This window comes from Marinobacter sp. SS13-12 (assembly GCF_030227115.1).
In the GTDB taxonomy this organism is placed as follows: Bacteria; Pseudomonadota; Gammaproteobacteria; order Pseudomonadales; family Oleiphilaceae; genus Marinobacter.
On the sequence record NZ_JASSUA010000002.1, the window covers coordinates 88306 to 115134 of the forward strand.

A 26829-nucleotide genomic window follows, 5' to 3' on the forward strand; every position below is an offset into this window, starting at 1 on the left:
ATGCATGTCATCTACGGCGGTACCTTCGACCCCATCCATCACGGCCACCTGCGCCTGGCAGTCGAGCTTCGGGAGCGGCTGGGCGTGCCCGAGGTGTCGCTGATGCCTTGTCACGTGCCTCCTCACCGGGAGGTTCCCGGCGCAACCAGCGAGCAACGGGTGGCGCTACTGGAACTGGCCATTGCCGATGAGCCCGGGCTGACGCTGGATCAACGGGAGCTGGGGCGCGGTGGCGCCTCCTATACGGCAGAAACCCTGCGCCAGGTCCGTGCGGAACTGGGTCCGGACCAGCCGCTGACGATGGTTCTGGGCACTGACTCCTTTGCCGGTTTTGACCGCTGGCAGGAATGGCAGCGCATTCCTGAGCTGGCGCACATTGTGGTGGTGCAACGACCGGGGCCCGGCCTGGAGCCGGGCAGCGCTCCGGCACGCCTGCTTGAGGAGCGCTCGGTCAGTGGGGTGGAGGCGCTCTATGGAGCCCCCTGTGGCCATATCCTGGAACTGGATCCGCCCTTGCTGGATATCTCGGCAACGGGCATTCGCGACCGGATTCTCTCGGGGCGCTCGCCCCGGTATCTCCTGCCTGACAGCGTATGGTGGGAAATTCGTCGCCAGGGACTCTACGGCGCGTGACCTGACGGGAACTTTTAGTGCTACAATCCCGTCTGAATATGACTTTTCGGGTGGCCGCCTTCGCCGCTGCCCGCCAACAGGGTGATTATGCAGGCTGAGCAACTGAAAGAACTGGTCGTGGGTGCGCTTGAGGACGTCAAGGCGCAGGACGTGAGCATTATTGATGTCAGGGGAAGAACCAGTGTCACGGATTACATGGTGCTGGCTTCCGGAACCTCTAACCGGCATGTGAAATCCCTGGCGGATTCGGTGTTGTCGGAAGCGAGGGATCAGGGGGTCAGAGCCAGTAATGTGGAAGGTGCCAACGCCAGCGACTGGATTCTGGTTGACCTGGGTGATGTGGTGGTTCACGTCATGATGCCGGCAACCCGTGAATTTTATGATCTTGAGCGCCTTTGGCGTGATGCTCCGGATCTGGGTGCTGCAGGTAGCGAATAGTCATGCGGTTACGTCTGGTCTGTGTAGGGCAGAAAATGCCCGAGTGGGTCAGCCAGGGCTTTAACGAGTATGCCCGCCGGATGCCGCCGGAACTGAGCGTTGAGCTGGTGGAGATACCGATGGCTCATCGTGGCAAAAATCCGGATATCCCGCGGTTGATGCAGAAAGAGGCGGATTCGATCCTGTCTGCTGTCGGCCCCCGCGACCACGTTGTTGCGCTGGAAGTGGGTGGTCGCAACTGGTCCACTGAAAAACTCGCCAGCCAGCTTGAAAACTGGCAGCAGGATGGCAAGGACGTCAGTTTCCTTGTCGGTGGCCCCGATGGTCTTGCCGACGCCTGCCGGGCCAGAGCTGATCAGTTATGGTCACTGTCATCTCTGACCTTGCCACATCCGCTGGTGCGCATCCTGCTAGCCGAGCAGCTCTACCGGGCCTGGTCCGTCACCCGTAATCACCCATACCATCGGGCCTAGGAAACTGATATGCCCTGGGGCGAATTCAAAGACACTGCAGCCGAACGGCGCCTTTTCCAGCGGCGCACCGTGGTGATGTTGTTACTGGTGTTCGTATTGCTGAGCCTGCTCATTGCCAGGATGTATCAGTTGCAGGTTGTTGAACACGACATCTACACCACGCTCTCCGACAAAAACCGTGTCCAGGTGCAATCCGTAGCTCCGCCCAGGGGGCTGGTCTACGACCGTAACGATGTGCTGCTGGCCGAAAATCGCCCGGTTTTCAGCGTCACGCTGGTGCCCGAGCGCGTCGGCGACATGGAACAGACCCTCGCCAAACTTCAGGGTATGCTCAGCATTTCCGACGAGGATATGGAGCGCTTCCACCGGCGGCTCCTCGAGCCCCGCCGTCCGTTCCAGGAACTCCCCCTGCGTTATGATCTCAACGAGCAGGAAATTGCGCGCCTGGCGGTCCATCGCCATGAATTGCCCGGTGTCGAGGTGTCCGCCGAGCTGGTGCGTTACTACCCCCACAGTGAGCTGACCGCCCATGCCCTCGGCTACGTGGGCCGGATCAATCGGCAGGAGCTGCAGCGTATTGATCCGGTTAACTATGCGGGTACCAACTATATCGGCAAGTCCGGTGTGGAGCGATTCTACGAACAGCTTCTGCACGGGCGTGTCGGCTACCAGCATGTGGAGACCAACGCGCGGGGCCGGACTCTGCGCGTGCTTGAGCGGGAGAATCCCGTACCCGGCGAGGACATCCGGCTGCACATGGATTTACGGCTCCAGCAGCTGGCACATGAACTGCTGGATGGCCGGCGTGGCGCCATTATTGCGATTGAGCCCTCCACCGGGGGAATTCTGGCCCTTGCGAGTGTTCCCGGTTTCGACGCCAACCTGTTTGTAACCGGCATTGGTGTTGAGGCCTATCGTGAGCTCAGCAAGAGTGTCGATAAACCCCTCTTCAACCGGGCCCTGCGTGGCCAATACCCTCCGGGCTCGACACTCAAGCCCATGCTCGCAGTTGCGGCTCTCGACAGCGGTGCTGTAACCCGGGACAAGACCATATGGGACCCCGGATACTTCCGGCTGACTCCTGGCGGGCGTCCCTGGCGAGACTGGAAGCGGGGTGGTCACGGCTGGGTTGATCTCACGGCGGCGGTGGCTGAATCCTGCGACATCTATTTTTACGAAGCAGCCGTGGCCATGGGCGTTGACACCATGCATCAATACCTCTCGGAGTTCGGGTTCGGCGAAGATGCGACCCTGGATGTTGCCGGGGCCTTGAGTGGGCTGTTGCCATCCAGGGACTGGAAGCGTGCCGTTCACAGTGAGCCCTGGTATCCGGGTGACTCGGTAAACCTCGGCATCGGGCAGGGGTACATGTTGGCAACACCATTACAGCTGGCAACCGCGACCTCGGTTCTCGCCAACCGTGGAAATTGGTCCGAGCCGAGATTGCTGAAAGATATCAAGGGCGACCGATCGATTGATGAGGTGCTGCCCACCGGCAATCACCAGTCCATCGAGCTTGAGAACCCTGACGATTGGGAGTATGTCGTGGAAGCCATGGCGGAAGTGATGCACGGCAGCAAAGGCACCGCTCGCGGTGCGGCGAAGGGTGCGCCCTATCGCATGGCTGGCAAAACCGGCACTGCCCAGGTGTTCAGTCTGGCTGAAGACGAAGAGTACGACGAGGAAGAGATTCGGGAGCGTTTGCGGGATCACGCCCTGTTCGTGGGTTTTGCGCCAGTGGATGACCCGCAGATTGCAGTTTCCGTGATCGTGGAAAATGGCGGCAGTGGCAGCGGTACTGCGGCACCCGTGGCGCGGGCAATGTTTGACGCCTGGCTGTTGGGCTTTCCCGAAGAAGGAGAGGCGCTGGTTGTGGGTTCATCAGAGGGGGATTCCCACTGATGGCGGCCGGAAGCATGTTCAGTGAGTCGTTGCGCCATCCACTCTCCGGTCCACGGGGCATCTGGTCTTTTTTGCACATAGATCCGGTGCTGATGTTGCTTTTGCTGGCGCTTATCGCCGGTGGGCTGGTGGTGCTCTACAGCGGGGCCGACCAGAATATGGCAGTGGTCAAGGCCCAGGGCGTTCGCATGGGCGTGGCGCTGGTGGTGATGCTGGTCTTTGCCCAGCTTGACCCTTCTGTCTTCAGGCGCTGGGCGCCCTGGCTGTTTGCCGCGGGAATTGCCGGCCTGGCTGCGGTGTTGCTGGTGGGGGTGGGCGCCAAGGGAGCGCAACGTTGGCTGGCGATACCGGGGTTACCCCGCTTCCAGCCCTCTGAGTTGATGAAACTGGTGGTGCCGATGATGGCGGCCTGGTATCTGTCGCGCCACTACCTGCCGCCGCGCCTTCGCCACGTGGCTGTAGCGCTTTTGATCGCCCTGATGCCCATGGCGATGATCATCCTGCAGCCGGACCTTGGTACCTCCCTGCTGGTCGGGGCTGCAGGCATCTTTGTGGTGTTCTTTGCGGGGATCAGCTGGCGATTGATCGGGGCCTTTTTTGCCATGGTTTCTGTGGCCGCGCCATTGATGTGGTTCTTCGTGATGCGGGATTATCAGAAACAGCGGGTGTTGACCCTGCTTGATCCTCAGAGCGACCCCCTTGGTGCCGGCTGGAATATCATTCAGTCGAAAACCGCGATCGGGTCCGGTGGCATGGACGGCAAGGGCTGGCTTCAGGGAACCCAGTCCCATCTGGAGTTTCTGCCGGAAAGCCATACGGATTTCATCGTTGCGGTTCTGGCGGAGGAGTTCGGTTTCGTCGGTATGCTGACGCTGCTGGTGCTCTACCTGCTGATAATCCTGCGCTGTCTATATATTGCGGCCACGGCTCAGGACTCTTTCAGCCGCCTGCTCGCCGGAGCGCTGACCATGACCTTTTTCATCTACGTGTTTGTCAATGTCGGGATGGTCAGCGGGCTGCTTCCGGTGGTTGGGGTTCCGTTGCCGCTTGTCAGCTATGGCGGAACCTCCAGTGTTACGCTTATGGCGGCCTTTGGAGTGCTTATGTCCATACAGACCCACAGGCGTATGATCAGTGCCTGATGGTCCCGCACCAGCATGGACGCCGGGTAATGGTTGCTTCGCGGGTCGTCGTGGTAATCTTGGCAGCCTCATCCTTGCAGGGAGTTTCATGAAAGCAGTCATTAACAGGGCGCGTAACGCACTTGTGGTGGTCGTTGTTTTGGTCATGCCGGCGCTGGCATCGGCGCAGTACGACAAAACACCTGAGGGCCAGGCTTTTATTCGCGAGATGGCGGAGCGTTACGGCTTCGAGGCGAGCCGGGTCAAAGCGTTACTGGCAACCGCCGAACGCAAGGATTCGATACTGGAGTCCATCAGCCGGCCAGCTGAAAAAACACTGGAATGGCACCAGTACCGCAAGATTTTTATCCGTCCGGAAAGAATTGATCAGGGCGTGGAATTTCTCAGTCAGTATCGGGACGCATTCGAACGGGCTGAAGATGAATACGGGGTGCCGGCATCGGTCATTGCCGCGATCATTGGTGTGGAAACCTGGTATGGCACGTACAAGGGCAACCACAGGGTGCTGGATGCATTGGCCACCCTGGCATTCGATTACCCCCCGCGGAGTCGTTTTTTTCGCAGTGAACTGGTGCAGTATCTGCTGATGACCCGCGAGCAGGGTTTTGATCCGGAAGCTCTTACCGGCTCCTATGCCGGGGCAATGGGGTATGGTCAGTTTATCTCCAGCAGCTACCGTCACTACGCTATTGATTTCGACGGCGATGGCGTAGCCGATATCCTGAACAACCCGGTTGACGCGATCGGCAGTGTGGCCAATTATTTTCGCGCCCATCACTGGAAGCAGGGAGCGCCGGTGGCGGAGCCTATGCACAACAGCCTGCCGGAAGGTTCACCAATGCTGACAGGGGAACTGAGGCCGACCCTCACAGTCAATGACTATCGGCAGGCCGGGTTGTCGCCCGAAGCCGATGTGGCTGCTGATGCAAAAGCCAGGGCAATCCGCCTTGCTGGTGCCGATGGCCCTGAGCTGTGGCTGACATACCATAACTTTTATGTGATAACCCGCTACAATCACAGTCATCTCTACGCCATGGCTGTATTCCAGCTGGCCAATGCACTGAGCGAACAGGCCAGTCAGCCAGAAAAACAGAACGGGGTGAATAATAACTCGTGATTACACGCACTTTCTTATTGGTTATCGCCGGAGCCCTGGTTCTGGCGGGATGTGCTTCATCACCGGAACCGGATCATTCCTCCAGGTACACCTTGTCTCAGGACAGGGCGCCAGCTGGCAGTTTTGACGCATCCGGCTTGCAGGATGCGAGCCCCCGCTATGAAGAACCCCGTCGGGCCGGTAACAAGTCCCCCTACAAGGTCTGGGGCAAGGAATACTGGGTCCGGGAGAGCAATGACGGCTATGTCCAGCGGGGCACGGCCAGTTGGTATGGCGAGAAATTCCATGGCCATAAAACCTCCAACGGAGAGGTTTTTGACATGTATGAGATGTCCGCTGCCCACAAGAGCCTCAGGATTCCGGGATACGCCCGCGTAACCAACCTTGATAACGGCCGTTCAGTGATCGTGAGGGTGAATGATCGCGGCCCTTTCCATGGTGATCGCCTGATCGATCTTTCCTACGCTGCCGCCAAGAAACTGGGCTACCAGGGCAGGGGCACCGCCAGGGTAGAGGTGGCAGCTATCACGGTGAAACCGGATGGCTCGATGACACTCGCTGGCAGGCCCTTCCCTGATGCAGGGGCGCCGGTTGATGCCGAGCGCCTGGCTGACCCGGGAACCGGCAACGAGGCTTTGTTCGTGCAGCTCGGTTCGTTCAGCCAGCGTAATCCTGCCGAGGCTCTTATGGATCGCGCCCGGCGGGCTGTTGCAAACCCCATGCGGGTCAGGGAAATAGAAACGGCCTCAGGCCGCTTCCACCGGGTTCAGGTAGGGCCGTTCAGGGATGAAGATGAGGCGCTTAGAACCCAGAGTCTGCTTGAAAACCAAGGATTCGGTCAGTCAATATTGCTGACCGATACACACTGAACCAGTCACCCACTAGATATTGAATGGACCCATGGTAATAAACAACGTATTCCGCGCCTGTACCGCTGTTCTCATGTTGGCCCTGCTGACAGCAATGCCTGCTGCGGCACAGTCTGTGCTGATCCCGTCGCCGCCTCAGATCGGTGCTAGCTCCTACATTCTGATGGACCCGCTGTCCGGGCGGATCATCATGGAGGAAAACAGCCATGAGCGTCTGCCTCCTGCGAGCCTGACCAAGATGATGACTGCCTATATCCTTGAGCGGGAGCTGGATGAGGGGCGTATCGCCATGTCCGACATGGTACCCATCAGCGTCAACGCCTGGCGCACCGAAGGTTCGCGCACCTTTGTGCAGGAGGGAACCCAGGTGTCTGTGGAGGATCTGCTGAAGGGCGTCATTATCCAGTCGGGTAACGACGCCTCCGTTGCCCTGGCGGAGTTCGTTGCCGGTAGCGAGGATGCCTTCGTTGATATCATGAACCAGCAGGCGCAGATTCTGGGGATGAATGAGTCCAGTTTTGCTAACGCCACCGGGTTACCGTCCCAGGATCATTTCTCGACCGCCTACGATCTCGCCCTGCTGGCCAAGGCGATCATTAATGATTACCCGGAAAATTATCCGCTGTACGCGCAAAAGCACTTTACCTTCAATAATATACGCCAGCCTAACCGCAACAGCCTGTTGTGGCGTGATGACAGTGTCGACGGTCTGAAAACAGGCCATACAGAAGAGGCGGGATACTGTCTGGTGGCGTCAGCCAAGCGAAACGATACCCGCATGATTGCGGTGGTTATGGGCACCGACAGCACAGCCGCCCGCGCTCAGGAAGTCCAGAAAATGCTCAATTATGGCTTCCGTTATTACCAGACAGAGCGCCTGTTCCGTAATGGCCAGGAGCTGCTAGAAGCAAAGGTCTGGGGTGGCGAGAGTGACAGCCTGTCGGTGGGTCTCATGAAGGACGTTCACGTGACCATTCCCCGGGGCTCCCGTGATTCCCTGGAGTCCACGGTAGAAATGGATTCCGTGATCAAGGCGCCTGTGTCTAAAGGGGACGAGCTGGGACGGGTGACGGTGAAGCTGGACGACGAAGTGTTGGTTGACCAGCCGGTGCTTGCCCTCAGTGATGTGCCCGAAGGTGGATTCTTCAAGCGCATATGGGACGCCATCAAGTTATTCTTTATGCAATTGTTCGACTAATGGCCGGTGCGCCTGGGAGAGATCCGCGATGAATGAGCCGAAGGCACCCAAAATCGAGTTCCCCTGTGACTATGTGATCAAGGTCATCGGGGATTCCGCTCCGGACTTTGTGGAGTTTGTGGTGGAAGTCGTCGAGCAGCACGCACCAGGACTTTCCGAAAAGGATGTGTTTGTCAGAGACAGCAGCGGGGGGCGCTTCTCCTCGGTCAACCTGACCATCGTCGCTACGGGTGAGCCGCAGCTCAAAGCCTTGTTCGAAGAGCTCAAGGCCAGTGGCCGGGTCCATATGGTGCTGTGACCAGATGGACGAATTGATTGTTCGTACACTGGGAGAACAGCCTTATCTGGAAACCTGGGAGGCGATGAAAGCCTTTACCGCTGACAGGGATGCTTCAACGCCGGATGAAATCTGGCTGTTGGAGCACCCACCGGTGTACACCCAGGGCCAGGCAGGAAAGGCCGAGCATATTCTGGCACCGGGCGACATACCGGTCGTTCAGGTAGACCGGGGCGGGCAGGTGACTTATCACGGGCCCGGGCAACTGGTGGTTTACCTGATGATTGACCTGACCAGGCACAAGCTCGGCGTGCGGGCGCTGGTGGATGTGATCGAGCGATCGATTGTCCAGACCCTCGCCACGTTCGGGATTTCCGCCTCACCGCGGCCTGATGCTCCAGGTGTTTACGTTGATGGGGCCAAGATTGCCTCTCTTGGCTTGCGAGTGAAGCGGGGATGCTCCTTCCATGGTCTGGCACTGAATGTGTCCATGGATATGGAGCCATTTCGTCGTATCAATCCTTGTGGTTACGCTGGCATGTCTATGTGTCAGATCCGTGACTTTGCTCCGGGCGTGGACATCAGCGATATCACAACCATTCTGTCTGGCGAACTTGCCGCCAGTCTGGGCCACGGCAGAATTCGCCGTATTCCTTAGCGCCCCCCGGAATCACGCACCTGATCGCGGCCCAGGGTCTTGGCGCGATACAGCGCCTCGTCGGCCCGTTGCAGCAGGCGGTCAACGGACTCCGATCCCTGGATGGTCGCCACGCCAATACTGATCGTGGTGTTGATGCTCTGGCCATCGGCATTCACCGGTGTTGACGCAATCGTCTGGCGTATTCGATGGGCCGTCTGGACGGCTTCAGCGGTATCCGTTTCCGTCAAGAGCACGAGGTATTCCTCGCCACCCCAGCGTGATAGCGTATCCACCTTCCTGCATTGATCCTGCAGCGTACGGGCGACCATGATGATGGTTTGATCGCCCACATGATGACCATATTTGTCGTTTACGGACTTGAACAGATCGATGTCCATCAGCAGGACTGAAAACGGGCGCCGGTTGCGAAGATAGCGCTGGTACTCGGCCTCCAGTTGCTCATGGGCCTCGCGCCTGTTCGCCAGCCCGGTCAGTGCATCGTGTTTTGCCGCATACTCGAATTCTGCTGCCAGTTTGAGTAGCCCCAGTTTGCTCCGCCGTCGGCTCTGATCCAGCACATAGCAGGTGGACATTTCGAAGCCCAGAACAGCCAGCATGGTCAGGCGAAAGCTGGTGCTGTAGGGAGAATTGAACGCCATGTCTCCCAGCGGGCTGAACAGAAGCGCTACTGCTGCCAGGCCTCCCGCGCAGGCAATCACGCCGACTCTTGCCTCACTGATGTAAAAGATGATCGGCGGATAGGCAAACAGCCATATAATGGCGGAGCCGTCCTCTATCGCGTTGACAGCCAGGTAGGTAAACAGCACCGTGATAACAGTAATGAAGCCACGACGTTGAAGGGTACTGTTATGGCTGGCGAGATAGACAATACCGTTGATGCTGAGCAGGGCCGCAAAAACGATCAGAATGGTGGCAGAGCCTGCCAAACCGCGATCCAGCGAGCGCCAGGCAAACAACAGAAGGATAGGGATGGCAGCCAGTGTCAGCCAGCCGATCAGCATGGGAACCGGGATTTCGCCCTTTACCCGGAACTGCGACAGCTGGGTGTCTGATGTTCTGCTGGTCGTTTGTGGCATTATGATGGTCTTGTTGTTTTTGGTTATGAGCGAGGGCTCCAGGGCCTGCGCTCAATACTAAACGCCTTTGCACGCAGGATCTGTGTAAAAACGTAAACCGTTTCCAGACTCCATGAGTAAACAGGAGACAGGGCATTTGCATTGGCCTCAGGGCCATGGTTTTGATGGCGCATCGGTTAGGTTGGAGCGCAGAGGTATCCGTATAATGGTTGTGATGGCCTATAGCGCCAACACTTACTGAACCGGGCAGGTTTTTGATGGCATCCAGATCCAGGAACAACTCCGTTGCACGTATCAAGACCGGAAGTTTTGAACGCCGGCTTACCCTCACAAGGGCCGGGCTGTTTGCCGGTACACGCATGGCGTCCCATATGGCCACCAACTGGTTTGGCAGCAAGGACAAACGGGATGCCAGGCATCGCAAGATGCTGTCCAGCCAGGCCGAATTTCTGGTGGACGAGCTCGGTAAGCTGAAAGGCAGTGTGGTCAAGATCGGACAGGTAATGGCTCTGTACGGCGAGCACTTCCTGCCAGAGGAAGTGACCGAAGCGCTGCATACCCTGGAAGACCAGACCACCTGGCTGGAGTGGTCCGCCATTGAGCGCGTACTGAAAGACGAGCTGGGTGCTGACCGGCTGGCGGAACTGGAAGTAGACCCGGACCCGATCGGCGCTGCCTCCCTGGGCCAGGTTCACCGTGCCCGGCGGCGCAGTGACGGGCTCGAGCTGGTGCTCAAGGTTCAGTACCCTGGCGTTGACGAGGCGGTAGACAGTGATCTGAACTCGGTAGCCCAGTTGCTCAAGGTGGCACGCCTGGTGTCATTTGGCCCGGAATTTGATGACTGGCTGGAAGAAGTGCGGGACATGATGCACCGGGAAGTCGATTATCGCCTTGAAGCCCGCACCACGGAGAAATTCCGGCAGATGCTGCTGGACGATCCGCGCTTTGTGGTGCCCCGGGTCCTGGACGAATACTGCACGGCTCACGTTATCGCCTCCACCTACGAGCAGGGCCATTCGGTCAGTTCTGTGGCAGTCAGGGAGCTGTCTCTGGAGCGCCGCAGTGAACTTGGCAGGGCGGCGCTGGAGTTGTTCTTCAGGGAGCTGTTCGTCTGGGGTGAAATCCAGACCGACCCCAACTTTGGCAACTATCGCATCCGCATTGCCGGCGAGAACGGTGCTGACAGCCAGCATGACCAGATCGTATTGCTGGATTTCGGTGCGGTTCAGTCCTATTCGGCAGCGTTTCTCGACCCGGTTATCCAGATGATCCGGGCCTCCTACGAGGGTGACCTTGAAGCCGTCATAGATGGCGGTGTGAAGCTCCGTTTCATGAGCGTGGACTGGCCAGCAGATGTGCTGGAAAAGTTCGGTGCCGTCTGCATGTCGGTGCTGGAACCCCTGTCACGGGACCGGAGCAGTTGGCCGGATTACGCCGTAAACGACAAGGGCGAATATCGCTGGAAACAGAGCGACCTGCCGTCCCGGGTTGCCCGCCAGGCGGCACGGTCCGCCATCAGCCGTTACTTCAAGGTTCCGCCGAAAGAGTTTGTCTTTCTCAATCGTAAGCTGATTGGTGTCTATACCTTCATCGCCGTGCTCAACGCCGAGTTCAATGGTGAGGAACTGCTGCGGGACTACCTCTACGGAGACCCGGGGACACCGGATGCCTCCAGTACCAGCCATATCACCAAGGCATAGCGAATTCCCTTGCCAATGCCCACCAGCACCACGAAATTGAGCCAGGGCACGCGCATGATGCCTCCCACGAGAGTCAGCGCGTCGCCGCCGATAGGTAACCAGCCCATAAGCAATGACCACTGCCCGTAACGGTTGAACTGGGTGCGAGCTTTCTCCAGCTGGTTTTCCGTCACCGGAAACCAGCGCTTGTGCTTAAAGCGATCCACCTGCCGGCCGATAACCCCATTGACGACTGAACCCAGGGTATTGCCGGCGGTGGCCCAGAACCAGATCCACCAGAGTGAATAACCTTGTGTGACCATGCCGCCGAGCAGTATTTCCGAGTACGCCGGCAACAGTGTTGCAGCGGCGAGGGCGGTCATGAAAAGGGTAAGATAGGCCAATGTTTCTCCTCACCAAGACAGGTTGTTGTACCAATGAGAAAGCTGTCACTTCGCTTCAAGCTCTACGCCCTTGTGATTTCCCTTCTGCTGGTTATGGGCATCAGTATCGTGGTGACGGCGCAGCTGTCCCTGGGACAAATGGAGCAAAGAATCACCTCCGAAACCCGTGAAACGGTTCAGAGTATGGCCGTCGAGCGGCTGAGTGCAACGGCCGGCAAGTATGGAGAGCTGGTCAGCGGCATGTTTGCGACAGCCTACCGGACGCCGGAAGTGGTTCGCAATGTGATCAGCCGAAACATCCAGGCCGACAGCTCCGGGCGAATCAGCCGTATTGACCTTCAGGAAACCATCGGAGCTATTCTGGAAGAGCAGGACAGCCTCAGCTCCATCTACGCCCAGTTCGAGCCCGATGCCTATGATGGCCAGGACCGCTATTTTACCGGTGGTGTGGAAGAGCACAGCAGTGACGAAGGCACCCTGGAGATCTATTACTATCGCACGCCGGAAGGGGATGTGACGTTCAGTCGCACCGAAGACCCGTCGGTAAAGTACCTGGAGGCACGCAACGAGTTCGGGATTCGCGAGGCGGAATGGTACCTGTGCTCCAGGGATGCCAGAAAGCCCTGCATCATGGAGCCCTACGAATATGAAATCGAAGAGGGTTATTCCGAGCTGATGACCAGCCTGGTGATGCCCATTCTCGAAGATGGCGGATTCGCCGGTGTGGCAGGGGTTGATATCAACCTGTCCACGTTGCAGCAAACCGTCCAGAACGTCAGTCGTGAGCTCTACGATGGTGAGTCGCGGGTTACCCTGCTCAGCAACAAGGGCCTGATCGCTGCGTCCAGCCACTACGATGACTACCTGGGCCGGCCACTCTCGGAAGCCCTGCCACAACAGGCAGATCAATACACCGCTCTGCATCGTGGTGATGGCACCTACGATGACGGGGAGACGCTGGCCGTGTCCTACCCCATCGAGATCGACCTGCCGGATACCGAGTGGTCGCTGCTGATCGAACTGCCCCGGGAAACTGCCCTGGCGGATGTGGCCGAGATTACCGGGCTGCTGTCCAGTGAGGTGAGCACCACGGCCGGGCGACAGACCATGGTGGGTGTGCTGGTATCGATCCTTGCAATTGTGGTTCTGGTGGTACTGGTGCGCTCGGTCACCAAACCGCTCAATGAGATCCGCGACCGTATGAAAAACCTGGCCAGTGCAGAGGGGGATCTGACCCGCGAGCTGGATATTGAAACCCATGCGGAGTTGATCGAGCTTGCCGGCGGGTTTAATACCTTCCTTGGCCGGCTCCGGGAAATGATCAACGACCTGAAAGAGGTCAACGGCAAGGTTAGCCAGCAGGCGGCGGATGTGGGCGTGATTGCCGGGGAAACCGATGACCAGACCGAGCGTCAGCATCAGGATATCGAGAGTGTTGTTGCTGCCATGAACGAGATGTCCGCGGCTGCCGGCGAAGTGGCCGGATTCGCCGGTGAAGCGGCAGAAAATGCGCAAATGGCCCAGGACGGCGTGCGCTTTACCCAGGACACGCTGACATCAGCCCTGGAGGGTGTCAGCGCACTTGCCGGCGATATGGACGAGGCGAGCACGGCTATCAGTCATGTTGCCACCCGTAGTGAGGAAATTAACCGGATTATCGAGGTTATCCGCGGGGTTGCGGAACAGACCAACCTGTTAGCCCTGAATGCGGCCATAGAGGCCGCCCGGGCAGGAGAACAGGGCCGCGGTTTTGCCGTGGTGGCGGATGAGGTAAGAACCCTCGCGTCCCGCACCCGGGAGTCGACCGACGAGATCAGCCAGATGATTGATGGCCTGCAAAGTGATGTGAGCGGTGCCGTCACCGTTATCCGGAGTGGTGTTGACCGGGCGACCCGGGCCGTTGAAGGAACCCGTGAGGCCGACCATTCCCTGGCTTCGGTAGTAGAGCGTATTGCCACCATTGTTGAGCACGTTACCCACGTGGCTACTGCGGCGGAGGAACAGAGCTCTGTCAGTGAGGAAATCAATCAGAACCTGACCCGTATTGGCGACGCTGCTAACGATCTGCGAGCCCTCGCGCAAAGAGTGAGTGGAAGCGGACGCTCGCTGGATGAACAGGTGCGGGCGCTGGATTCCGAGCTGAGTCGCCTTAAAACCTGACCTGTATCGTCTGTTACTATCGATACTATTCAGCCCATCAATTTTATTTTTCAGCAAACGTGCGATCATAATGCCCTTTGTTCGAGGCTGTGAAAGCCCGCCTATTTTCCGGATCAGGAGTTGAATTATGGAGCAAGTCACTATTTTTGGCCGTGCTTCCTGTGGGTTCTGTACGCGCGCAAGGCAGCTTTGCGAAATCAATGATCTCCCTTATCGCTACGTAGACATCGTCGAGGAGGGGATCAGTAAAGAGGATCTGTCGAAAACCATAGGCAAGCCGGTTCATACGGTCCCGCAGATTTTCGTGGGCCAGGTGCATGTTGGCGGGTTTGACGACTTTTCCGGATATCTGGAGCGGGTCGGTACCGCGGCCCACTGAACAGTATCCTGAAAAAAAACGGCGCCCCGGGGTAACCGGGGCGCCGTTTTTTTGTCTACGGGCCAATCAGATCTGGAAATCGGCCTTCAGCTTCTTTTCAACCAACTGGTTCTTCAGCTTCGCCACCCGCGGCAAACCGTCGTCAAACGGCGGGAAACTCTCGCCGTAAATCAGAGGCTCGAGATAGTCGCGGCAATCCTGGGTGATGCCGTAGCCATCATCGGTAATATAGTGGATCGGCATTTTCTTTTCCTGGTTGGCAACGTCGGCCAGGGGCGCTTCGCCGATGTGCCAGCGATAGGGCCGTGACTGCTCGCGCACAATCGTCGGCATCAGTGCCTGCTTGCCGGCCAGGGCCATTTCCACGGCCACCTTGCCGACTGCATAGGCCTGCTCCACATCCGTGGCGGAGGCAATATGGCGGGCGCTGCGCTGCAGGTAATCCGCAACCGCCCAGTGGTATTTGTGCCCCAGCGCCTGGCGCACCATATTGGCGAGTGTCGGGGCGACGCCACCGAGCTGGGTATGGCCGAAGGCATCCTTGGCGCCGGCGTCGGCCAGGAAACGCCCGTCTTCATACTGGGCGCCTTCTGAAGCGACCACGACACAGTAACCATATTCCCTGACGCAGAAATCCACCCGCTCCAGGAACCGTTCCCGCTCAAAGGGTACTTCCGGGAACAGAATGACGTGGGGCGGTTCGCCTTCACCTTTGCCGGCAAGGCCACCAGACGCGGCAATCCAGCCAGCATGGCGCCCCATCACTTCCAGGATGAACACTTTGGTGGAGGATTCGCACATGGAGCGGATGTCCAGGCTCGCTTCCAGGGTGGATGTGGCAATGTACTTGGCCACCGACCCGAAGCCGGGGCAGCAATCGGTAAAGGGCAGATCATTGTCCACCGTTTTGGGAACGCCGATGCAGGTAATCGGGTAGCCCATCTTCTCGGCAAGCTGCGATACCTTGTAGGCGGTATCCTGGGAATCGCCGCCACCGTTGTAGAAGAAATAGCCGATGTCGTGGGCCCGGAACACTTCGATCAAACGCTCGTATTCGCGCCTGTTTTCAGAAAAGTTCTTCAGCTTGTGGCGACAGGACCCGAACGCGCCGCCTGGCGTATGGATCAGTGCCTGGATATCATCATCACTTTCCAGGCTGGTATCGATCAGCTCCTCTTTCAGGGCGCCGATGATACCGTTGCGCCCGGCGTAGACCTTGCCGATCTGGTCCGGGTGCTTGCGCGCGGTCTGGATGAGCCCGCAGGCGCTGGCGTTAATAACGGCGGTTACACCGCCTGACTGGGCATAAAATGCGTTTCTGATGGCCATTTCCGGCTAGTGCCTCCTGCAGTTTCATCGAATGCGGCAGATGATACGCCAATCGCTGGTTTTTTTCATGACATCAAAGGTCGTAACGAACGCTTGACGACCCGCATTCTATACGGGACGCTTTGCAGGTTTCATCCAAGAGGTCGACAACCGAATGCATATTCATATCCTGGGAATCTGTGGCACCTTCATGGGCAGCCTGGCCGTGCTGGCCAGAGAGCTGGGGCATACTGTAACCGGCTCCGATCAGGGCGTGTATCCGCCCATGAGCACCCAGTTGGAAGCCCAGGGCATCGGATTGATGGAGGGTTACCATCGCGACAACCTCAAGCCCGAACCTGATCTGGTGCTCATTGGCAACGCCGTGTCCCGGGGCAATCCGGAAGTGGAAGCGGTCCTGAACCAGAATATCGACTACATGTCCGGCCCCGAATGGTTGGCGCGGGAAGTGTTGCGTCATCGCTGGGTGCTGGCGGTAGCGGGTACCCATGGCAAAACCACCACAACCGCCATGTTGCTGTGGATACTGGAACAGGCAGGTTTCGAGGCTGGCTACCTGGTGGGCGGCGTGCCCCACGACTTCCCGGTCTCCGCCCGGCTGGGTAACAGCGATTTCTTCGTGATTGAGGCGGATGAATACGACAGCGCCTTCTTCGACAAGCGTTCCAAGTTTGTTCACTACCGGCCTCACACCCTGATTCTCAACAATCTGGAGTTCGACCACGCCGACATTTTCGAGAACGTGGAGGTCATTGAGCGCCAGTTCCATCATCTGGTCAGAACTGTGCCCTCTCGCGGTCTGATTGTGCGCCCGGCGCTGGATACCCATCTCGACAGGGCGCTGGAACTGGGCTGCTGGACCAGCATTCAGGCCACGTCAGTCGGCAGTGAGGTGCCCTATATGGCCGACTGGCGGGCGGAGTTGCTGGCCGAGGATGGCAGCCGGTTCATGGTGGTTCACCACGAACAGCCCGTCGCGACAGTGAATTGGTCGCAGACGGGGCTGCACAACGTTCGTAACGCCCTGGCAGCCATCGCCGCTGCCCGCCATGTAGGGGTGACGCCGGACCATTCCGTGGCGGCATTGTGCCGGTTTTCCGGCGTCAAACGGCGGATGGAGTTGCTGGCAGATATTGAGGGTGTCCACATATACGACGATTTCGCCCATCATCCCACAGCCATCACCACCACCCTCGAAGGGCTGCGCAACAAAGTGGGGGAGGAGACCATCCTCGCCCTGATCGAACCGCGCTCCAATACCATGCAGCAAGGGGTGCACCAGCAGACACTGCTGCCCAGCGCCGCAGCGGCAGACCGGGTAATCTGGGCCAACCTGAATCAGATGGACTGGTTGCCAGCGTTGATTGAGGGCCATAACGCCACAGCGGAGGCGCCGGAGCGTCACTGTGTGGAGTCAACCGTGGAAGCGCTGATTGGCAGGGTTCTGGAACAGGTCTCCGGCCCCTGCCATATTGTCATCATGAGTAATGGCGGTTTTGGTGGTATTCATCAGAAGCTGATTGCGGAACTTGAAGGTAAAACCGGTCAGGGAACATCAGCATGACAGCAGCACCAGACAACCCGCGGGTGATCAATCTGGCTTTTACCGGTGCTTCCGGCGCCCAGTACGGCCTTCGCCTGCTGCAGTGCCTGGTGGCGGCGGATTGCCGAGTGCATGTGATGGTCAGCAAGGCCGCCCAGGTGGTGATTGCCACGGAAACCGACCTGAAACTGCCGGGTAATACGCCGGCCATGCAGGAGGCGTTGACCAGCTATGCGGGCGCCAGGCCGGGGCAGGTGCTGGTATTCGGGCGGGAGGACTGGTTTTCTCCGCCGGCATCCGGCTCAGGCGAGAAAGCCCCACTGGTGATTTGCCCCTGCAGCACTGGCACCTTGTCTGCACTGGCCACCGGCGCCAGCAACAACCTGATTGAGCGTGCCGGGGATGTGGCCCTGAAAGAGCGCCGACAACTGATCCTGGTGCCCCGGGAAGCGCCTTATTCCGAGGTGCACCTGGATAACATGCTGCGCCTGACCCGCATGGGTGCGGTTATCATGCCGGCCAGCCCCGGGTTTTATCATCAGCCGCAATCGGTCAGTGACCTGGTGGACTTTATCGTTGCCCGCCTGCTGGACCATCTGGGCCTGCCCCAGGATCTGATGCCACGCTGGGGTGAGGAACGACTCAAGTCAAAACAGCCCGATTGACGATGTTTTTGGTCAGCCCGATTGATGCTTTTCATCATTGAGCGAAAACGCCGCTCCCCCGAGACTTGGTGAACGACAACCACAAGACAGTCATTCACCGAGGTTCACCATGATTCCACGCACACTCTTCGATGCCGACCTTGAAGGTTTCCGGGATTCCGTCCGCAAGTTCCTGCAGCAGGAAGCGGCGCCCTATCACGAACAATGGGAAAAGGACGGCCAGGTCAGCCGGGAACTCTGGACCAAGGCCGGCGAGCTGGGCTTTCTCTGCCCGACGATGCCGGAAGAGTATGGTGGCGTAGGGGCGGATTTCCGCTACAGCGCGGTTATCATGGAAGAGGTGTCCAGGGCCGGGTTGTCCGGCATCGGCTGGACCCTGCACTCCGATATTGTCGCGCCTTATATCCTCAATTACGGGTCCGAAGAACAGAAACAGTATTACCTGCCAAAACTGGCCACCGGTGAGATGATCGGCGCCATCGCCATGACCGAGCCCGGTGCCGGTTCCGACCTCCAGGGTGTGAAAACCACGGCGGTAAAGAACGCGGCCGGCGATCACTACGTGCTTAACGGTTCCAAAACCTTCATCACCAATGGCCAGTTGGCGGACCTGGTGATTGTCGTGGCCAAGACCGATCCCAAAGAAGGCGCCAAGGGTACCAGCCTGCTGCTGGTGGAAAGCGCCTGGGAAGGCTTCGAGAAAGGCCAGAACCTTAACAAGGTGGGCATGAAGGCCCAGGATACCTCCGAGCTGTTCTTCCAGGACGTCCAGGTGCCGGCGGATAAACTGCTGGGCTCCATGGAAGGCCAGGGCTTCTTCCAGTTGATGGCGGAATTGCCGGCTGAGCGACTGCAGGTTGGTTTGACCGCCGTGGCTGCAGCAGAGGCGGCCTGGCAGTGGACGCTGGACTACGTCAAGGAGCGCAAGGCGTTCGGCAAGCCGGTGATCGCGTTCCAGAATACCCGCTTCAAGATGGCAGAGATGAAAGCGGAAATCACCGCGGCCCGGGTGTTCTGTGACCGCTGCCTGGAGCTGCACCTGGAGAAAAAGCTGGATATTCCCACGGCGGCGATGCTGAAACAGCACACCACCGACCTGCAGTGCAAAGTCATGGATGAGTGCGTCCAGCTTCATGGCGGCTATGGTTATATGTGGGAGTACCCCATTGCCCGTGCCTGGGCCGATAGCCGGGTTCAGCGCATTTATGCCGGTACCAACGAAATCATGAAGGAAATCGTTGCGCGCTCGTTTTAAAGCCTGACTTGAAGTGACGGCGCGCCGCCGGAGTTTCTCCGCCGGCGCACTTTCGTTACCAAAGTTTACAAATTGCCAAACCTATCAAGGTTCACCCCGGCAACATCCCCTACAGTAGCGGCACAACCTCTAACAAGGATAATGGTTGCCGCAATGAAACGCCTGCTCCCCATTTCAGTTGCCCTGTTTACACTTGCCCTGGCCGGATGCGGCGAGGAATCAGACGAATCACCGGTGGATGGCCGCGATTTTGACGCCCAGGACTACAGCGAGCCCAGGCCCTACACCGGCAGGGTTATAGACGGCTACCTGCGCAATGCACGGGTGTGGCTGGATATGGATGGCGACAGCCAGTACACCCCGGGGCCGATGACCATCAAGAACAGCGCCGGAACCGAAATCACCCTGCCCAATGGCGAGCCCACCGCCATGACGGGTGAAGACGGCAAGTTTACCCTCGACACCACCGGGCTGGTGCAGGACCCATTGGTGTCCCCGGACATCGACCCCCGGGATTTCCCCCTGTTTGCCGTCATTATCCCGGGTCAGACGCTTGAACAAACCCGCATGGGGGAGGTGGAGCTGGAAGACGCCTACATGCTCAGCGCCCCTCCGGGGGTTCGCAATGTCACACCCCTCAGTACGCTGGTGCGCCAGCGCCGGGTCATTGGTGTGCGGGATCTGACGGCCACCACCAATGATCTGGCGGATGCATTGGGGAATGTGAATCTGCTCAGCGACTATGTGAAATCCGGAGATCACCGGGCCCATGCCTATGCCCGTGCTTTTGCCCGCTTTATGGCCAGTCAGTTTCCGGACGACTACGCCAGCCTGCTGCGTGGCGGCGACGGACGCGAGCGTTTTCTGAGCAAGGACGCGGCCTTCCTTCTGGGTGTCTCGTTCGTTCGTAATGCGCTGGATGTGGTGAAGGTGGTGGACGAAGCTGCCTCCCAGGGCAACTACGAAAATGTGGATGTCGACGGGCTGGCGTTGCCGGAGGTGCCCATTGAGCTGGAGGACCCGATGATTCTGGAGCGACAGACGGTTCTGGCGCGGGGCGAGGGCAGCGAACTGCCTGCTTCCATGTCCAATCTCGGCGTGTCCGCGGAACTGGTGTTCGATTACTCCGAGGATGGCCGGGTTACGTCCATTACGGGCCACGGCTGCATGATGCCATCGTTGAGGGAAATGGCCCGCCTGATCAATGCCGGCGGCAAGATTGCGAACACCGGAACACAGTGGATGCCAGGCATATCCCTGTCTCAGGAAAGCGCCGGTTTCTACGAGGATGAAGGTCCGGACGAGAGGCTGGTATTCGACTGGGAGAATCGCCGGGCGACGTTTGAAACCACCACTGGCTGTCATCCGGGCCTGGCGTCATCATCCGCATTGGGTGGCGTTGCGGCGATCAGCTATGAGTGGACCATGGCGAATACACAGGTCCAGGAGCTCATTGCGATGTCAGGAGACAAAACCGAAGTGCTGGAACCCGACTATCAGCTTGGCACTGACGCTTTCTTCGGCTTTACCCGCACGGTGGACGGAACTGAAGAAGAAATCATGACCCTTTCTGGTGATGTAGAGTCATGCGATGCGGCTATTGATCCGGACGATGCAGGCGCGGCGCTCCTGGTTTCCGCCCAGCAACCCTACACCGTATCCGGAAGTATTCCGCAGCCAGACGGATTCAGCCCACTGGCGCTGGAATTCGACAACCGCAATGATCGACTGCGTCCCCTCCGGTTCGGCTTCCTGGATCCAGACATGGCTTCCACCACTGGGGTCAACAATATCGAGGGCTTTGACTGGGCGTTCTATTACCCCTTCGAAACGTCAAACGAATTCGTGGAAGAGCAGCCCAACCTGATCGGCACTGCCTACCTGAACCGGCGCGGTGGCAGCAGGGCCTGCGGTAGGGAGTTCGAGAGAATGCCTTCGGCGGCCTATGCCCGGGTCAATTACACCTATCAACGACTGTCCGAATATCTGTCAGGGTTGGTGGAATAGGGGGTAATGCAGGGAGCTCCTCGGGCAAAGCCGGGGAGTCAGCACTGTGTTTGCCGAATAACGCCAGTCTGCCGGACAACGTCTGCGACATGTGCTTATAAAGGTTTCGGATTCGTAACACTTCCTGAGGGAGGAAGTGGTGCCGAGGAGAGGACTTGAACCTCCACGGGGTTGCCCCCACTAGCACCTGAAGCTAGCGTGTCTACCAATTTCACCACCTCGGCAGGTGATTTGCAGCTTTTCCGGTGGGTTTCAACAGCTTTACCTTGTTGAATTTCCGGTGTTTCTGCCACGGTTGCGGGCAATGCCGTCAACCGATGGCGCGTACTTTAATCATTCGGAAAAAGGCTGTCAAACATTTTTTGTCGGCCAATGCCGGTTTTTGTGCCTGTTTTTTCGTGGCCGGTTAGGCACGCAGGCGTTGGCAGCGTTATACTCCTCGGCAAACATTATATAACGCATGATTTCCAGGCAGGAAATCGAGATAGGGATACGAATGGTTTCCAGAAAAAAGACAGATAACGACCCACACGCACAGCGTGAGGCCAGCAAGTACGACAACCCCATCCAGAGCCGGGAATTTATCCTCGAGCATCTGAAAGAGAGGGGCGCGCCGGCCACCCATGAAACCCTGTGTGAAGAGCTTGGTCAGCAGTCCGAAGAGGGCATCGAAGCCCTGCGCCGCCGGCTGATCGCCATGTGTCGCGATGGACAGCTTATCTGCAACCGCCGTGGCGCCTACCTGCCCATTGAAGAAGCGGACCTGGTGACAGGTCGTGTGACAGGGCACAAGGACGGGTTCGGGTTCCTGATACCGGACGATGGTGGTTCAGATCTGTTCCTGACAGCCCGCCAGATGCGTCAGGTTTTTCATGGGGATCGGGTTGCTGCACGAGTCGATCGGGTCGATGACCGTGGCCGTCGTGAAGGTGTGATCGTCGAGGTGCTGGAATATCGTACCCATCAGACCGTTGGTCGGCTGTTCCAGGAAAGCGGCATTTCGTTCGTGGTTCCGGAGAATGCCCGCATCAACCACGAAGTGCTGATTCCCGCCGAGCACATCAATGAAGCGCGGCATGGGCAGTACGTGGTAGTGGACATTCTGCGTCAGCCTACAGTGCGCACCCAGCCCACAGGAAAGGTAGTTGAAGTGTTGGGCGAGCATATGGCGCCAGGCATGGAAATCGACGTTGCCATCCGCTCCTATGATATCCCTCATAGCTGGCCGCCCGCGGTGGGTGAGCAGGCAGCGGGTATTCCCGAGGAAGTCACGGAAAAGGACAAGCAGAACCGGGTGGATATCCGCAACCTGCGCCTGGTGACCATCGATGATGAAACCGCGCGGGATTTTGACGACGCCATCTACTGTGAGCCACGTCCTCGCGGAGGCTACCGCTTGCTGGTGGCGATTGCAGATGTGTCCCACTACGTGCGCCCCGACACTCCGCTGGATGAAGAGGCGATCAACCGCGGCAACTCCGTGTATTTCCCGGATCACGTCGTGCCCATGCTCCCGGAAAAGCTGTCCAACGGACTGTGTTCATTGAACCCGGGCGTGGACCGGCTGTGCATGGTAGCGGACATGACCATCAGCGCGGCAGGTGCCATCAGTGGCTATACCTTCTACCAGGCGGTGATGCACAGCCATGCGCGGCTGACCTACAACAAGGTCAGCGACATGCTGGAGCGGCCGGATTCCGAACCGGGCTACAGGCTTTCGGAGCAGTACGCCCACGTGCTGCCACACCTGCACAACCTCTACAATCTCTATAAGTTGCTGCGCAAGGCCCGAACCGAGCGGGGCGCCATCGATTTCGAAACCACGGAAACCAAGGTGGTGTTCGACGCCAACCGCAAGATTGAGGAAATCGTTCCGGTCCAGCGTAACGATGCCCACAAGATTGTCGAGGAATGCATGCTGGCCGCCAACGTGGCGACTGCACGGTTCCTGAAGAAGCACAAAGTGCCTTCGCTGTATCGGGTTCACGACGGGCCGTCCGAGGAGCGTCTTAATGCAGTGCGGCTGTTCCTGGGCGAACTGGGCCTGCAGTTGGGCGGCGGAGACAAGCCAACCTCAGCGGATTATCAGGAGCTGTTGTCCAGTATTTCAGACCGCTCCGATGCCAACGTGATCCAGACGGTGATGCTGCGTTCTCTCAGCCAGGCGGTGTACAGCCCGGACGAGGGTGGTCACTTTGGTCTCGGCTTTACCAGCTATGCCCATTTCACCTCGCCGATTCGCCGCTATCCGGATTTGATCGTGCACCGGGGAATCAAGTCTGTTGTTCATGGTGAAGAGGGCAGCAAGGATGTGGTTGAGCCCCCGAAGCGTGATCCGGAGCTTGCCGATTACCCTTACGATACGCCTCGCATGCACCAGTTGGGTGAGCACTGTTCGATGACCGAACGGCGCGCTGACGATGCCACCCGGGATGTCATGGCGTGGCTCAAGTGTGAGTACCTGAAGGATCATGTGGGCGAGGAATATGATGGCGTGATTGCTGCCGTTGTGCCTTTCGGTTTCTTCGTGGAACTGTCAGGGGTCTATATAGAAGGCCTTGTACACGTATCCACGCTCAGTGGCGATTACTTCCATCACGACTCTGCCAAGCATCGCCTGATTGGCGAGCGCACGGCCATGAGTTTCCGCCTGGGCGACGATGTCCGGGTGAAGGTGGTGCGTGTGGGCATGGAAGATCGCAAGATTGATCTTGAACTTGTGAGCGAACCTCAACACCGCCAGGCGGATCGGGACGCGCTGGAAATTACCAAGCGAGAGCCGAAGGACAAAGGCAAAGGCCGGGGCAAGGGCGGCAAATCCGCCGCTGGCCGCTCCACGAGGGGCGACCGCGGGAAAGGCTCCAGCGGAAAAGCCGGGCGCGAGAAAGCCGGCGATGCGGGTGAAAAACCACGGCGAAGGAAAGGTTCCGGGTCACCCACTGCCGGCAAGCAGGGACGGCCCGAGCAGGTGGCGCCGACCTACGAAGACGATGGCGAGTTGTCAGCCCGCGACAAGCTGGTGGCTGAAGCCGCCAAGCTGGCGTTGGGTAAGGGCAAAGGCAAGAAGCCTGCTGGCAAAACCGACGGCGCTGACAAGAAACGCAAATCCCGCAAGTCAGGAAAATAAGCCGTGTCTGAAGAGTTTATTTTTGGCTGGCATGCGGTTGAAGCGGTCCTCAAGCGAGAGCCGGAGCGTCTGCAACAGGTGTGGATCCAGACCGGCCGGGAAGATCGCCGGGTCAAAACCATAACCGATGCCCTGAACGAACTCGGGGTGCGCTGGCAGGTGGTGCACCGTAAGGAGCTGGACCAACGGGTTTCCGGGGTTCACCAGGGCGTGGTGGCGGCGGTATCTGAAAGCCGTGAGTGGAGCGAAGACGACCTTCTGGCCATGCTTTCAGCTTCCGATAAGCCGCCGTTCCTGCTCATCCTTGATGGTGTCACTGATCCCCATAACCTGGGGGCCTGCCTGCGCACCGCCGATGCCGTTGGCGTCCAGGCGGTTGTGGTACCGAAAGACAAGTCTGCCTCATTGTCGCCCACCGTGCGCAAGGTGGCCTGCGGGGCTGCTGAAACCGTACCGCTGGTGCGCGTCACCAATCTTGCACGGTTCATGCGCACCATACAGGACAGCGGCGTCTGGCTTATCGGCACTGCCGGTGAGGCGGAAAGCACCGTGTACCAGTCCGACTTTACCGGCCCCGTCGCTCTGGTGATGGGCGCCGAGGGCAAGGGTATGCGGAGGCTGACGCGCGAACATTGCGACCAGCTGATCAATATCCCGATGCTTGGACACGTGGACAGCCTCAACGTTTCTGTTGCCACCGGCGTTTGCCTTTACGAAGCTTTGCGTCAGCGGCTTGCATAGTACCCGCCACCCGCCTAGAATACGTGACCCCCTTTCCAGGGGGCGGTGCTGTATTGCCTGAAATCGGGGCAGTCAGCATCAAGAAGCCGGCGGCTTTGGCTGCCACCTCCTTGCTTCTTGCATTTGCCCGGTCTGTTTCTGTGCGTTTGCTGGAGGCTGTTTAAACCGTAGGGAGAACTCATGCGTCACTACGAAATCGTATTTATGGTACACCCGGATCAGAGCGAGCAGGTGCCCGCGATGATCGAGCGTTATACCGGCGTCATCAATGAAGATGGCGGCAAGGTACATCGCCTGGAAGATTGGGGCCGTCGTCACCTGGCTTACCCGATCAACAAGATTCACAAGGCTCACTACGTACTGATGAACGTTGAATGTTCACAGGCAGCGATGGACGAGCTGACTCACAACTTCCGTTTCAACGATGCCATCATCCGCGACATGATCCTGCGCCGCGATGGTGCCGATACGGACCTGTCCCCGATGAAAGCTTCCGAGTCCCGTGAAGACCGTCGTGGCGGCGATGATCGTCCGCGTCGTTCAGCTGAATCTGACGAGCCACGTCAGCAGGCTGAAACCCAGGACGAAGAAGAGTAAAACCATCACCGGAGTTGAGGAGTTAAGTTATGGCTCGTTTTTTCAGACGTCGTAAGTTCTGCCGCTTCACGGCAGAAGGTGTTAAAGAGATCGATTACAAGGATCTGGACACCCTGAAAGGTTATGTTACTGAAACCGGCAAAATCGTGCCCAGCCGTATCACCGGCACCAAGGCACGCTATCAGCGTCAGCTGGCTACCGCTATCAAGCGTGCTCGCTACCTGGCACTGCTGCCGTATTCGGACAGCCACGATAACTAAGTAACAGAATAAACAGGACCCGGGACCATGCGTGCACTGGCACAGTTTGTAATGCGCGGTCCTCTGCAGGCAGGCGGGGTTGCGGCAGTTACCACTGCGATACCCCTGTTGTTCTGGATTGGTGCAGCGGTTATCGGCCTGGTCATTCTCAGGCTGGGTATCAGCCAGGGGCTTAATATCGGCCTCTGGGCATTGCTTCCGGCACTCGGCTGGAGCTGGTTCGGGCAGGACCCGACAGCACTGGCGGTATTGCTTCAGGTGATGTTGATTGCGTCCATACTGCGAACAACCCTGTCCTGGGAGAAAGCGCTTCTGGCAGGCAGTTTCCTGGGTATTGTGACAGGCATGATGCTGCCCCTGCTGTATCCGGATCTGTTAAATGATCTGGTGCAGACCGGGGTCAGGTTTTACGAAGAGTACAATGCTGAAGTCGCCAGCAGTCTTGGCGACCGGCTGGAAACAGTCATTCGGCAGACCATGAACGCAAGCATGGCAGGCACTTACCTGGTTACCGGTGTGGGCATGACCATGTTGGCAAGATCCTGGCAGGCAGGGTTGTATAACCCTGGCGGATTCCGGGCCGAGTTCCACTCGCTCCGGCTGTCACCGGCAATCGCGGTTATCTGTGTGATTACCATGGTGGCAGGGCCCGTCCTCGGGCTGAACTCCATGCTGCTGGGATGGGCCGGAGGGTTGCCGCTGTTTCTGGCGGGGCTGGCCCTGGTTCATGGCATTGTTGGTCGTAAAAATCTGAGTGGTCAGTGGCTGATAATATTCTATCTGGCGCTGGTACTGCTTGGTCCCAGCCTGATGATTCTGTTAGTAGTTCTGGCTTTTGTGGATAGCTGGCTGGACATCCGGAGGCGAATAAAACCCTCCGGCCCGGCTGAATAAAGC

Annotated in this window: 25 protein-coding genes and 1 tRNA gene; 22 read left to right on the forward strand and 4 right to left on the reverse strand. The window is 58.5% G+C overall.

Going from position 1 to position 26829, the window contains the following annotated elements:
* The 10 genes from nadD to lipB all read left to right on the forward strand — a co-directional run bounded on the left by nadD (position 1) and on the right by lipB (position 8707).
* Positions 1–633 carry a nicotinate-nucleotide adenylyltransferase gene (gene nadD, locus QPL94_RS13380; protein ID WP_285358042.1) on the forward strand — a complete coding sequence of 211 codons (633 nt, stop codon included), beginning with the start codon at positions 1–3 and terminating at the stop codon, positions 631–633.
* A gap of 87 nt (positions 634–720) precedes the next feature.
* On the forward strand, positions 721–1071 hold the full coding sequence (rsfS, locus tag QPL94_RS13385; RefSeq protein WP_285358043.1) for a ribosome silencing factor: 351 nt from the start codon (positions 721–723) through the stop codon (positions 1069–1071).
* 2 nt (positions 1072–1073) lie between these two features.
* Positions 1074–1544 (forward strand): 23S rRNA (pseudouridine(1915)-N(3))-methyltransferase RlmH, encoded by a 471-nt coding sequence (gene rlmH / locus QPL94_RS13390; RefSeq protein WP_285358044.1) that lies wholly within the window; start codon positions 1074–1076, stop codon positions 1542–1544.
* Positions 1545–1553: 9 nt separating this feature from the next.
* On the forward strand, positions 1554–3446 hold the full coding sequence (gene mrdA / locus QPL94_RS13395) for a penicillin-binding protein 2 (RefSeq protein WP_285358045.1): 1893 nt from the start codon (positions 1554–1556) through the stop codon (positions 3444–3446).
* A complete protein-coding gene (gene rodA / locus QPL94_RS13400) occupies positions 3446–4588 on the forward strand; it encodes a rod shape-determining protein RodA (protein ID WP_285358046.1) in 1143 nt (380 codons plus the stop codon). Before mrdA ends, rodA begins: the two co-directional genes overlap by 1 nt.
* Positions 4589–4676: 88 nt before the next feature.
* Complete coding sequence (gene mltB, locus QPL94_RS13405; protein WP_285358047.1) at positions 4677–5705, forward strand: lytic murein transglycosylase B; 1029 nt, start codon at positions 4677–4679, stop codon at positions 5703–5705.
* Entirely contained in the window at positions 5702–6574 is an 873-nt protein-coding gene (locus tag QPL94_RS13410; protein WP_502881547.1) for a septal ring lytic transglycosylase RlpA family protein, read from the forward strand. The genes mltB and QPL94_RS13410 overlap by 4 nt, the downstream gene beginning before the upstream one ends.
* Before the next feature lie 31 nt (positions 6575–6605).
* Complete coding sequence (locus QPL94_RS13415) at positions 6606–7772, forward strand: D-alanyl-D-alanine carboxypeptidase family protein (RefSeq protein ID WP_285358048.1); 1167 nt, start codon at positions 6606–6608, stop codon at positions 7770–7772.
* A gap of 28 nt (positions 7773–7800) precedes the next feature.
* Positions 7801–8070 carry an HP0495 family protein gene (locus QPL94_RS13420; protein WP_137437445.1) on the forward strand — a complete coding sequence of 90 codons (270 nt, stop codon included), beginning with the start codon at positions 7801–7803 and terminating at the stop codon, positions 8068–8070.
* Positions 8071–8074: 4 nt separating this feature from the next.
* On the forward strand, positions 8075–8707 hold the full coding sequence (lipB, locus tag QPL94_RS13425) for a lipoyl(octanoyl) transferase LipB (RefSeq protein WP_137437446.1): 633 nt from the start codon (positions 8075–8077) through the stop codon (positions 8705–8707).
* On the opposite strand, the gene QPL94_RS13430 is transcribed toward lipB, so the two are convergent.
* Positions 8704–9786 (reverse strand): GGDEF domain-containing protein, encoded by a 1083-nt coding sequence (locus tag QPL94_RS13430; protein WP_285358049.1) that lies wholly within the window; start codon positions 9784–9786, stop codon positions 8704–8706. The two genes, lipB and QPL94_RS13430, sit on opposite strands and share 4 nt — an antisense overlap.
* A gap of 257 nt (positions 9787–10043) precedes the next feature.
* On the opposite strand from QPL94_RS13430, the gene QPL94_RS13435 reads away from it, so the two are divergent.
* A complete protein-coding gene (locus QPL94_RS13435; RefSeq protein WP_285358050.1) occupies positions 10044–11486 on the forward strand; it encodes an ABC1 kinase family protein in 1443 nt (480 codons plus the stop codon).
* Here the strand turns inward: QPL94_RS13435 and QPL94_RS13440 are convergent.
* The gene (locus QPL94_RS13440; protein WP_137437449.1) at positions 11429–11869 is read right to left on the reverse strand and encodes a YqaA family protein; all 441 of its coding nucleotides are present in this window, start codon (positions 11867–11869) and stop codon (positions 11429–11431) included. The genes QPL94_RS13435 and QPL94_RS13440 overlap by 58 nt on opposite strands.
* A gap of 33 nt (positions 11870–11902) precedes the next feature.
* On the opposite strand from QPL94_RS13440, the gene QPL94_RS13445 reads away from it, so the two are divergent.
* Both QPL94_RS13445 and QPL94_RS13450 read left to right on the forward strand, forming a co-directional pair.
* Positions 11903–14029, forward strand: a complete 2127-nt coding sequence (locus QPL94_RS13445) for a methyl-accepting chemotaxis protein (RefSeq protein ID WP_285358052.1) — start codon at positions 11903–11905, stop codon at positions 14027–14029.
* A 127-nt stretch (positions 14030–14156) separates the two neighbouring features.
* Positions 14157–14408 (forward strand): GrxA family glutaredoxin, encoded by a 252-nt coding sequence (locus tag QPL94_RS13450; RefSeq protein WP_285358053.1) that lies wholly within the window; start codon positions 14157–14159, stop codon positions 14406–14408.
* A 66-nt stretch (positions 14409–14474) separates the two neighbouring features.
* Here QPL94_RS13450 and QPL94_RS13455 read toward each other — a convergent pair whose 3' ends face one another.
* A complete protein-coding gene (locus tag QPL94_RS13455; protein WP_285358054.1) occupies positions 14475–15737 on the reverse strand; it encodes a 6-phosphofructokinase in 1263 nt (420 codons plus the stop codon).
* 154 nt (positions 15738–15891) lie between these two features.
* Between QPL94_RS13455 and mpl the strand changes: the two genes are divergently transcribed.
* The 4 genes from mpl (at position 15892) to QPL94_RS13475 (ending at position 21207) form a co-directional block, all read left to right on the forward strand.
* The gene (gene mpl / locus QPL94_RS13460; RefSeq protein ID WP_285358056.1) at positions 15892–17301 is read left to right on the forward strand and encodes a UDP-N-acetylmuramate:L-alanyl-gamma-D-glutamyl-meso-diaminopimelate ligase; all 1410 of its coding nucleotides are present in this window, start codon (positions 15892–15894) and stop codon (positions 17299–17301) included.
* Positions 17298–17945, forward strand: coding sequence for a flavin prenyltransferase UbiX (locus QPL94_RS13465; protein ID WP_285358059.1), 648 nt, complete (start codon positions 17298–17300; stop codon positions 17943–17945). Before mpl ends, QPL94_RS13465 begins: the two co-directional genes overlap by 4 nt.
* Positions 17946–18054: 109 nt before the next feature.
* Positions 18055–19200 (forward strand): acyl-CoA dehydrogenase family protein, encoded by a 1146-nt coding sequence (locus tag QPL94_RS13470; protein WP_137437455.1) that lies wholly within the window; start codon positions 18055–18057, stop codon positions 19198–19200.
* A gap of 153 nt (positions 19201–19353) precedes the next feature.
* A complete protein-coding gene (locus tag QPL94_RS13475) occupies positions 19354–21207 on the forward strand; it encodes a hypothetical protein (protein ID WP_285358060.1) in 1854 nt (617 codons plus the stop codon).
* A gap of 137 nt (positions 21208–21344) precedes the next feature.
* On the opposite strand, the gene QPL94_RS13480 is transcribed toward QPL94_RS13475, so the two are convergent.
* Positions 21345–21431, reverse strand: a tRNA-Leu gene (locus tag QPL94_RS13480).
* A gap of 272 nt (positions 21432–21703) precedes the next feature.
* Here QPL94_RS13480 and rnr point away from each other — a divergent pair.
* The 5 genes from rnr (at position 21704) to QPL94_RS13505 (ending at position 26826) form a co-directional block, all read left to right on the forward strand.
* Complete coding sequence (rnr, locus tag QPL94_RS13485; RefSeq protein ID WP_285358061.1) at positions 21704–24334, forward strand: ribonuclease R; 2631 nt, start codon at positions 21704–21706, stop codon at positions 24332–24334.
* A gap of 3 nt (positions 24335–24337) precedes the next feature.
* Positions 24338–25075 (forward strand): 23S rRNA (guanosine(2251)-2'-O)-methyltransferase RlmB, encoded by a 738-nt coding sequence (rlmB, locus tag QPL94_RS13490; protein WP_285358062.1) that lies wholly within the window; start codon positions 24338–24340, stop codon positions 25073–25075.
* 180 nt (positions 25076–25255) lie between these two features.
* A complete protein-coding gene (gene rpsF / locus QPL94_RS13495) occupies positions 25256–25672 on the forward strand; it encodes a 30S ribosomal protein S6 (RefSeq protein ID WP_135955260.1) in 417 nt (138 codons plus the stop codon).
* A 29-nt stretch (positions 25673–25701) separates the two neighbouring features.
* On the forward strand, positions 25702–25932 hold the full coding sequence (gene rpsR, locus QPL94_RS13500; protein ID WP_114613426.1) for a 30S ribosomal protein S18: 231 nt from the start codon (positions 25702–25704) through the stop codon (positions 25930–25932).
* Between the two features lie 27 nt (positions 25933–25959).
* Positions 25960–26826 (forward strand): hypothetical protein, encoded by an 867-nt coding sequence (locus tag QPL94_RS13505; RefSeq protein ID WP_137437459.1) that lies wholly within the window; start codon positions 25960–25962, stop codon positions 26824–26826.
* Positions 26827–26829 lie beyond the last annotated feature (3 nt).

Bases quoted from the DNA above. Each gene is read 5' to 3' on its own strand.
- QPL94_RS13455 (WP_285358054.1), bottom strand. From the start codon at position 15,737: ATGGCCATCAGAAACGCATTTTATGCCCAGTCAGGCGGTGTAACCGCC.
- QPL94_RS13420 (WP_137437445.1), top strand. From the start codon at position 7,801: ATGAATGAGCCGAAGGCACCCAAAATCGAGTTCCCCTGTGACTATGTG.
- mpl (WP_285358056.1), top strand. From the start codon at position 15,892: ATGCATATTCATATCCTGGGAATCTGTGGCACCTTCATGGGCAGCCTG.
- QPL94_RS13430 (WP_285358049.1), bottom strand. From the start codon at position 9,786: ATGCCACAAACGACCAGCAGAACATCAGACACCCAGCTGTCGCAGTTC.
- rpsR (WP_114613426.1), top strand. From the start codon at position 25,702: ATGGCTCGTTTTTTCAGACGTCGTAAGTTCTGCCGCTTCACGGCAGAA.
- lipB (WP_137437446.1), top strand. From the start codon at position 8,075: ATGGACGAATTGATTGTTCGTACACTGGGAGAACAGCCTTATCTGGAA.
- QPL94_RS13505 (WP_137437459.1), top strand. From the start codon at position 25,960: ATGCGTGCACTGGCACAGTTTGTAATGCGCGGTCCTCTGCAGGCAGGC.
- mrdA (WP_285358045.1), top strand. From the start codon at position 1,554: ATGCCCTGGGGCGAATTCAAAGACACTGCAGCCGAACGGCGCCTTTTC.
- rlmH (WP_285358044.1), top strand. From the start codon at position 1,074: ATGCGGTTACGTCTGGTCTGTGTAGGGCAGAAAATGCCCGAGTGGGTC.
- QPL94_RS13450 (WP_285358053.1), top strand. From the start codon at position 14,157: ATGGAGCAAGTCACTATTTTTGGCCGTGCTTCCTGTGGGTTCTGTACG.
- rsfS (WP_285358043.1), top strand. From the start codon at position 721: ATGCAGGCTGAGCAACTGAAAGAACTGGTCGTGGGTGCGCTTGAGGAC.
- QPL94_RS13445 (WP_285358052.1), top strand. From the start codon at position 11,903: ATGAGAAAGCTGTCACTTCGCTTCAAGCTCTACGCCCTTGTGATTTCC.
- QPL94_RS13465 (WP_285358059.1), top strand. From the start codon at position 17,298: ATGACAGCAGCACCAGACAACCCGCGGGTGATCAATCTGGCTTTTACC.
- QPL94_RS13475 (WP_285358060.1), top strand. From the start codon at position 19,354: ATGAAACGCCTGCTCCCCATTTCAGTTGCCCTGTTTACACTTGCCCTG.
- rnr (WP_285358061.1), top strand. From the start codon at position 21,704: ATGGTTTCCAGAAAAAAGACAGATAACGACCCACACGCACAGCGTGAG.
- nadD (WP_285358042.1), top strand. From the start codon at position 1: ATGCATGTCATCTACGGCGGTACCTTCGACCCCATCCATCACGGCCAC.
- rodA (WP_285358046.1), top strand. From the start codon at position 3,446: ATGGCGGCCGGAAGCATGTTCAGTGAGTCGTTGCGCCATCCACTCTCC.
- QPL94_RS13470 (WP_137437455.1), top strand. From the start codon at position 18,055: ATGATTCCACGCACACTCTTCGATGCCGACCTTGAAGGTTTCCGGGAT.
- QPL94_RS13415 (WP_285358048.1), top strand. From the start codon at position 6,606: ATGGTAATAAACAACGTATTCCGCGCCTGTACCGCTGTTCTCATGTTG.
- mltB (WP_285358047.1), top strand. From the start codon at position 4,677: ATGAAAGCAGTCATTAACAGGGCGCGTAACGCACTTGTGGTGGTCGTT.
- QPL94_RS13435 (WP_285358050.1), top strand. From the start codon at position 10,044: ATGGCATCCAGATCCAGGAACAACTCCGTTGCACGTATCAAGACCGGA.
- rpsF (WP_135955260.1), top strand. From the start codon at position 25,256: ATGCGTCACTACGAAATCGTATTTATGGTACACCCGGATCAGAGCGAG.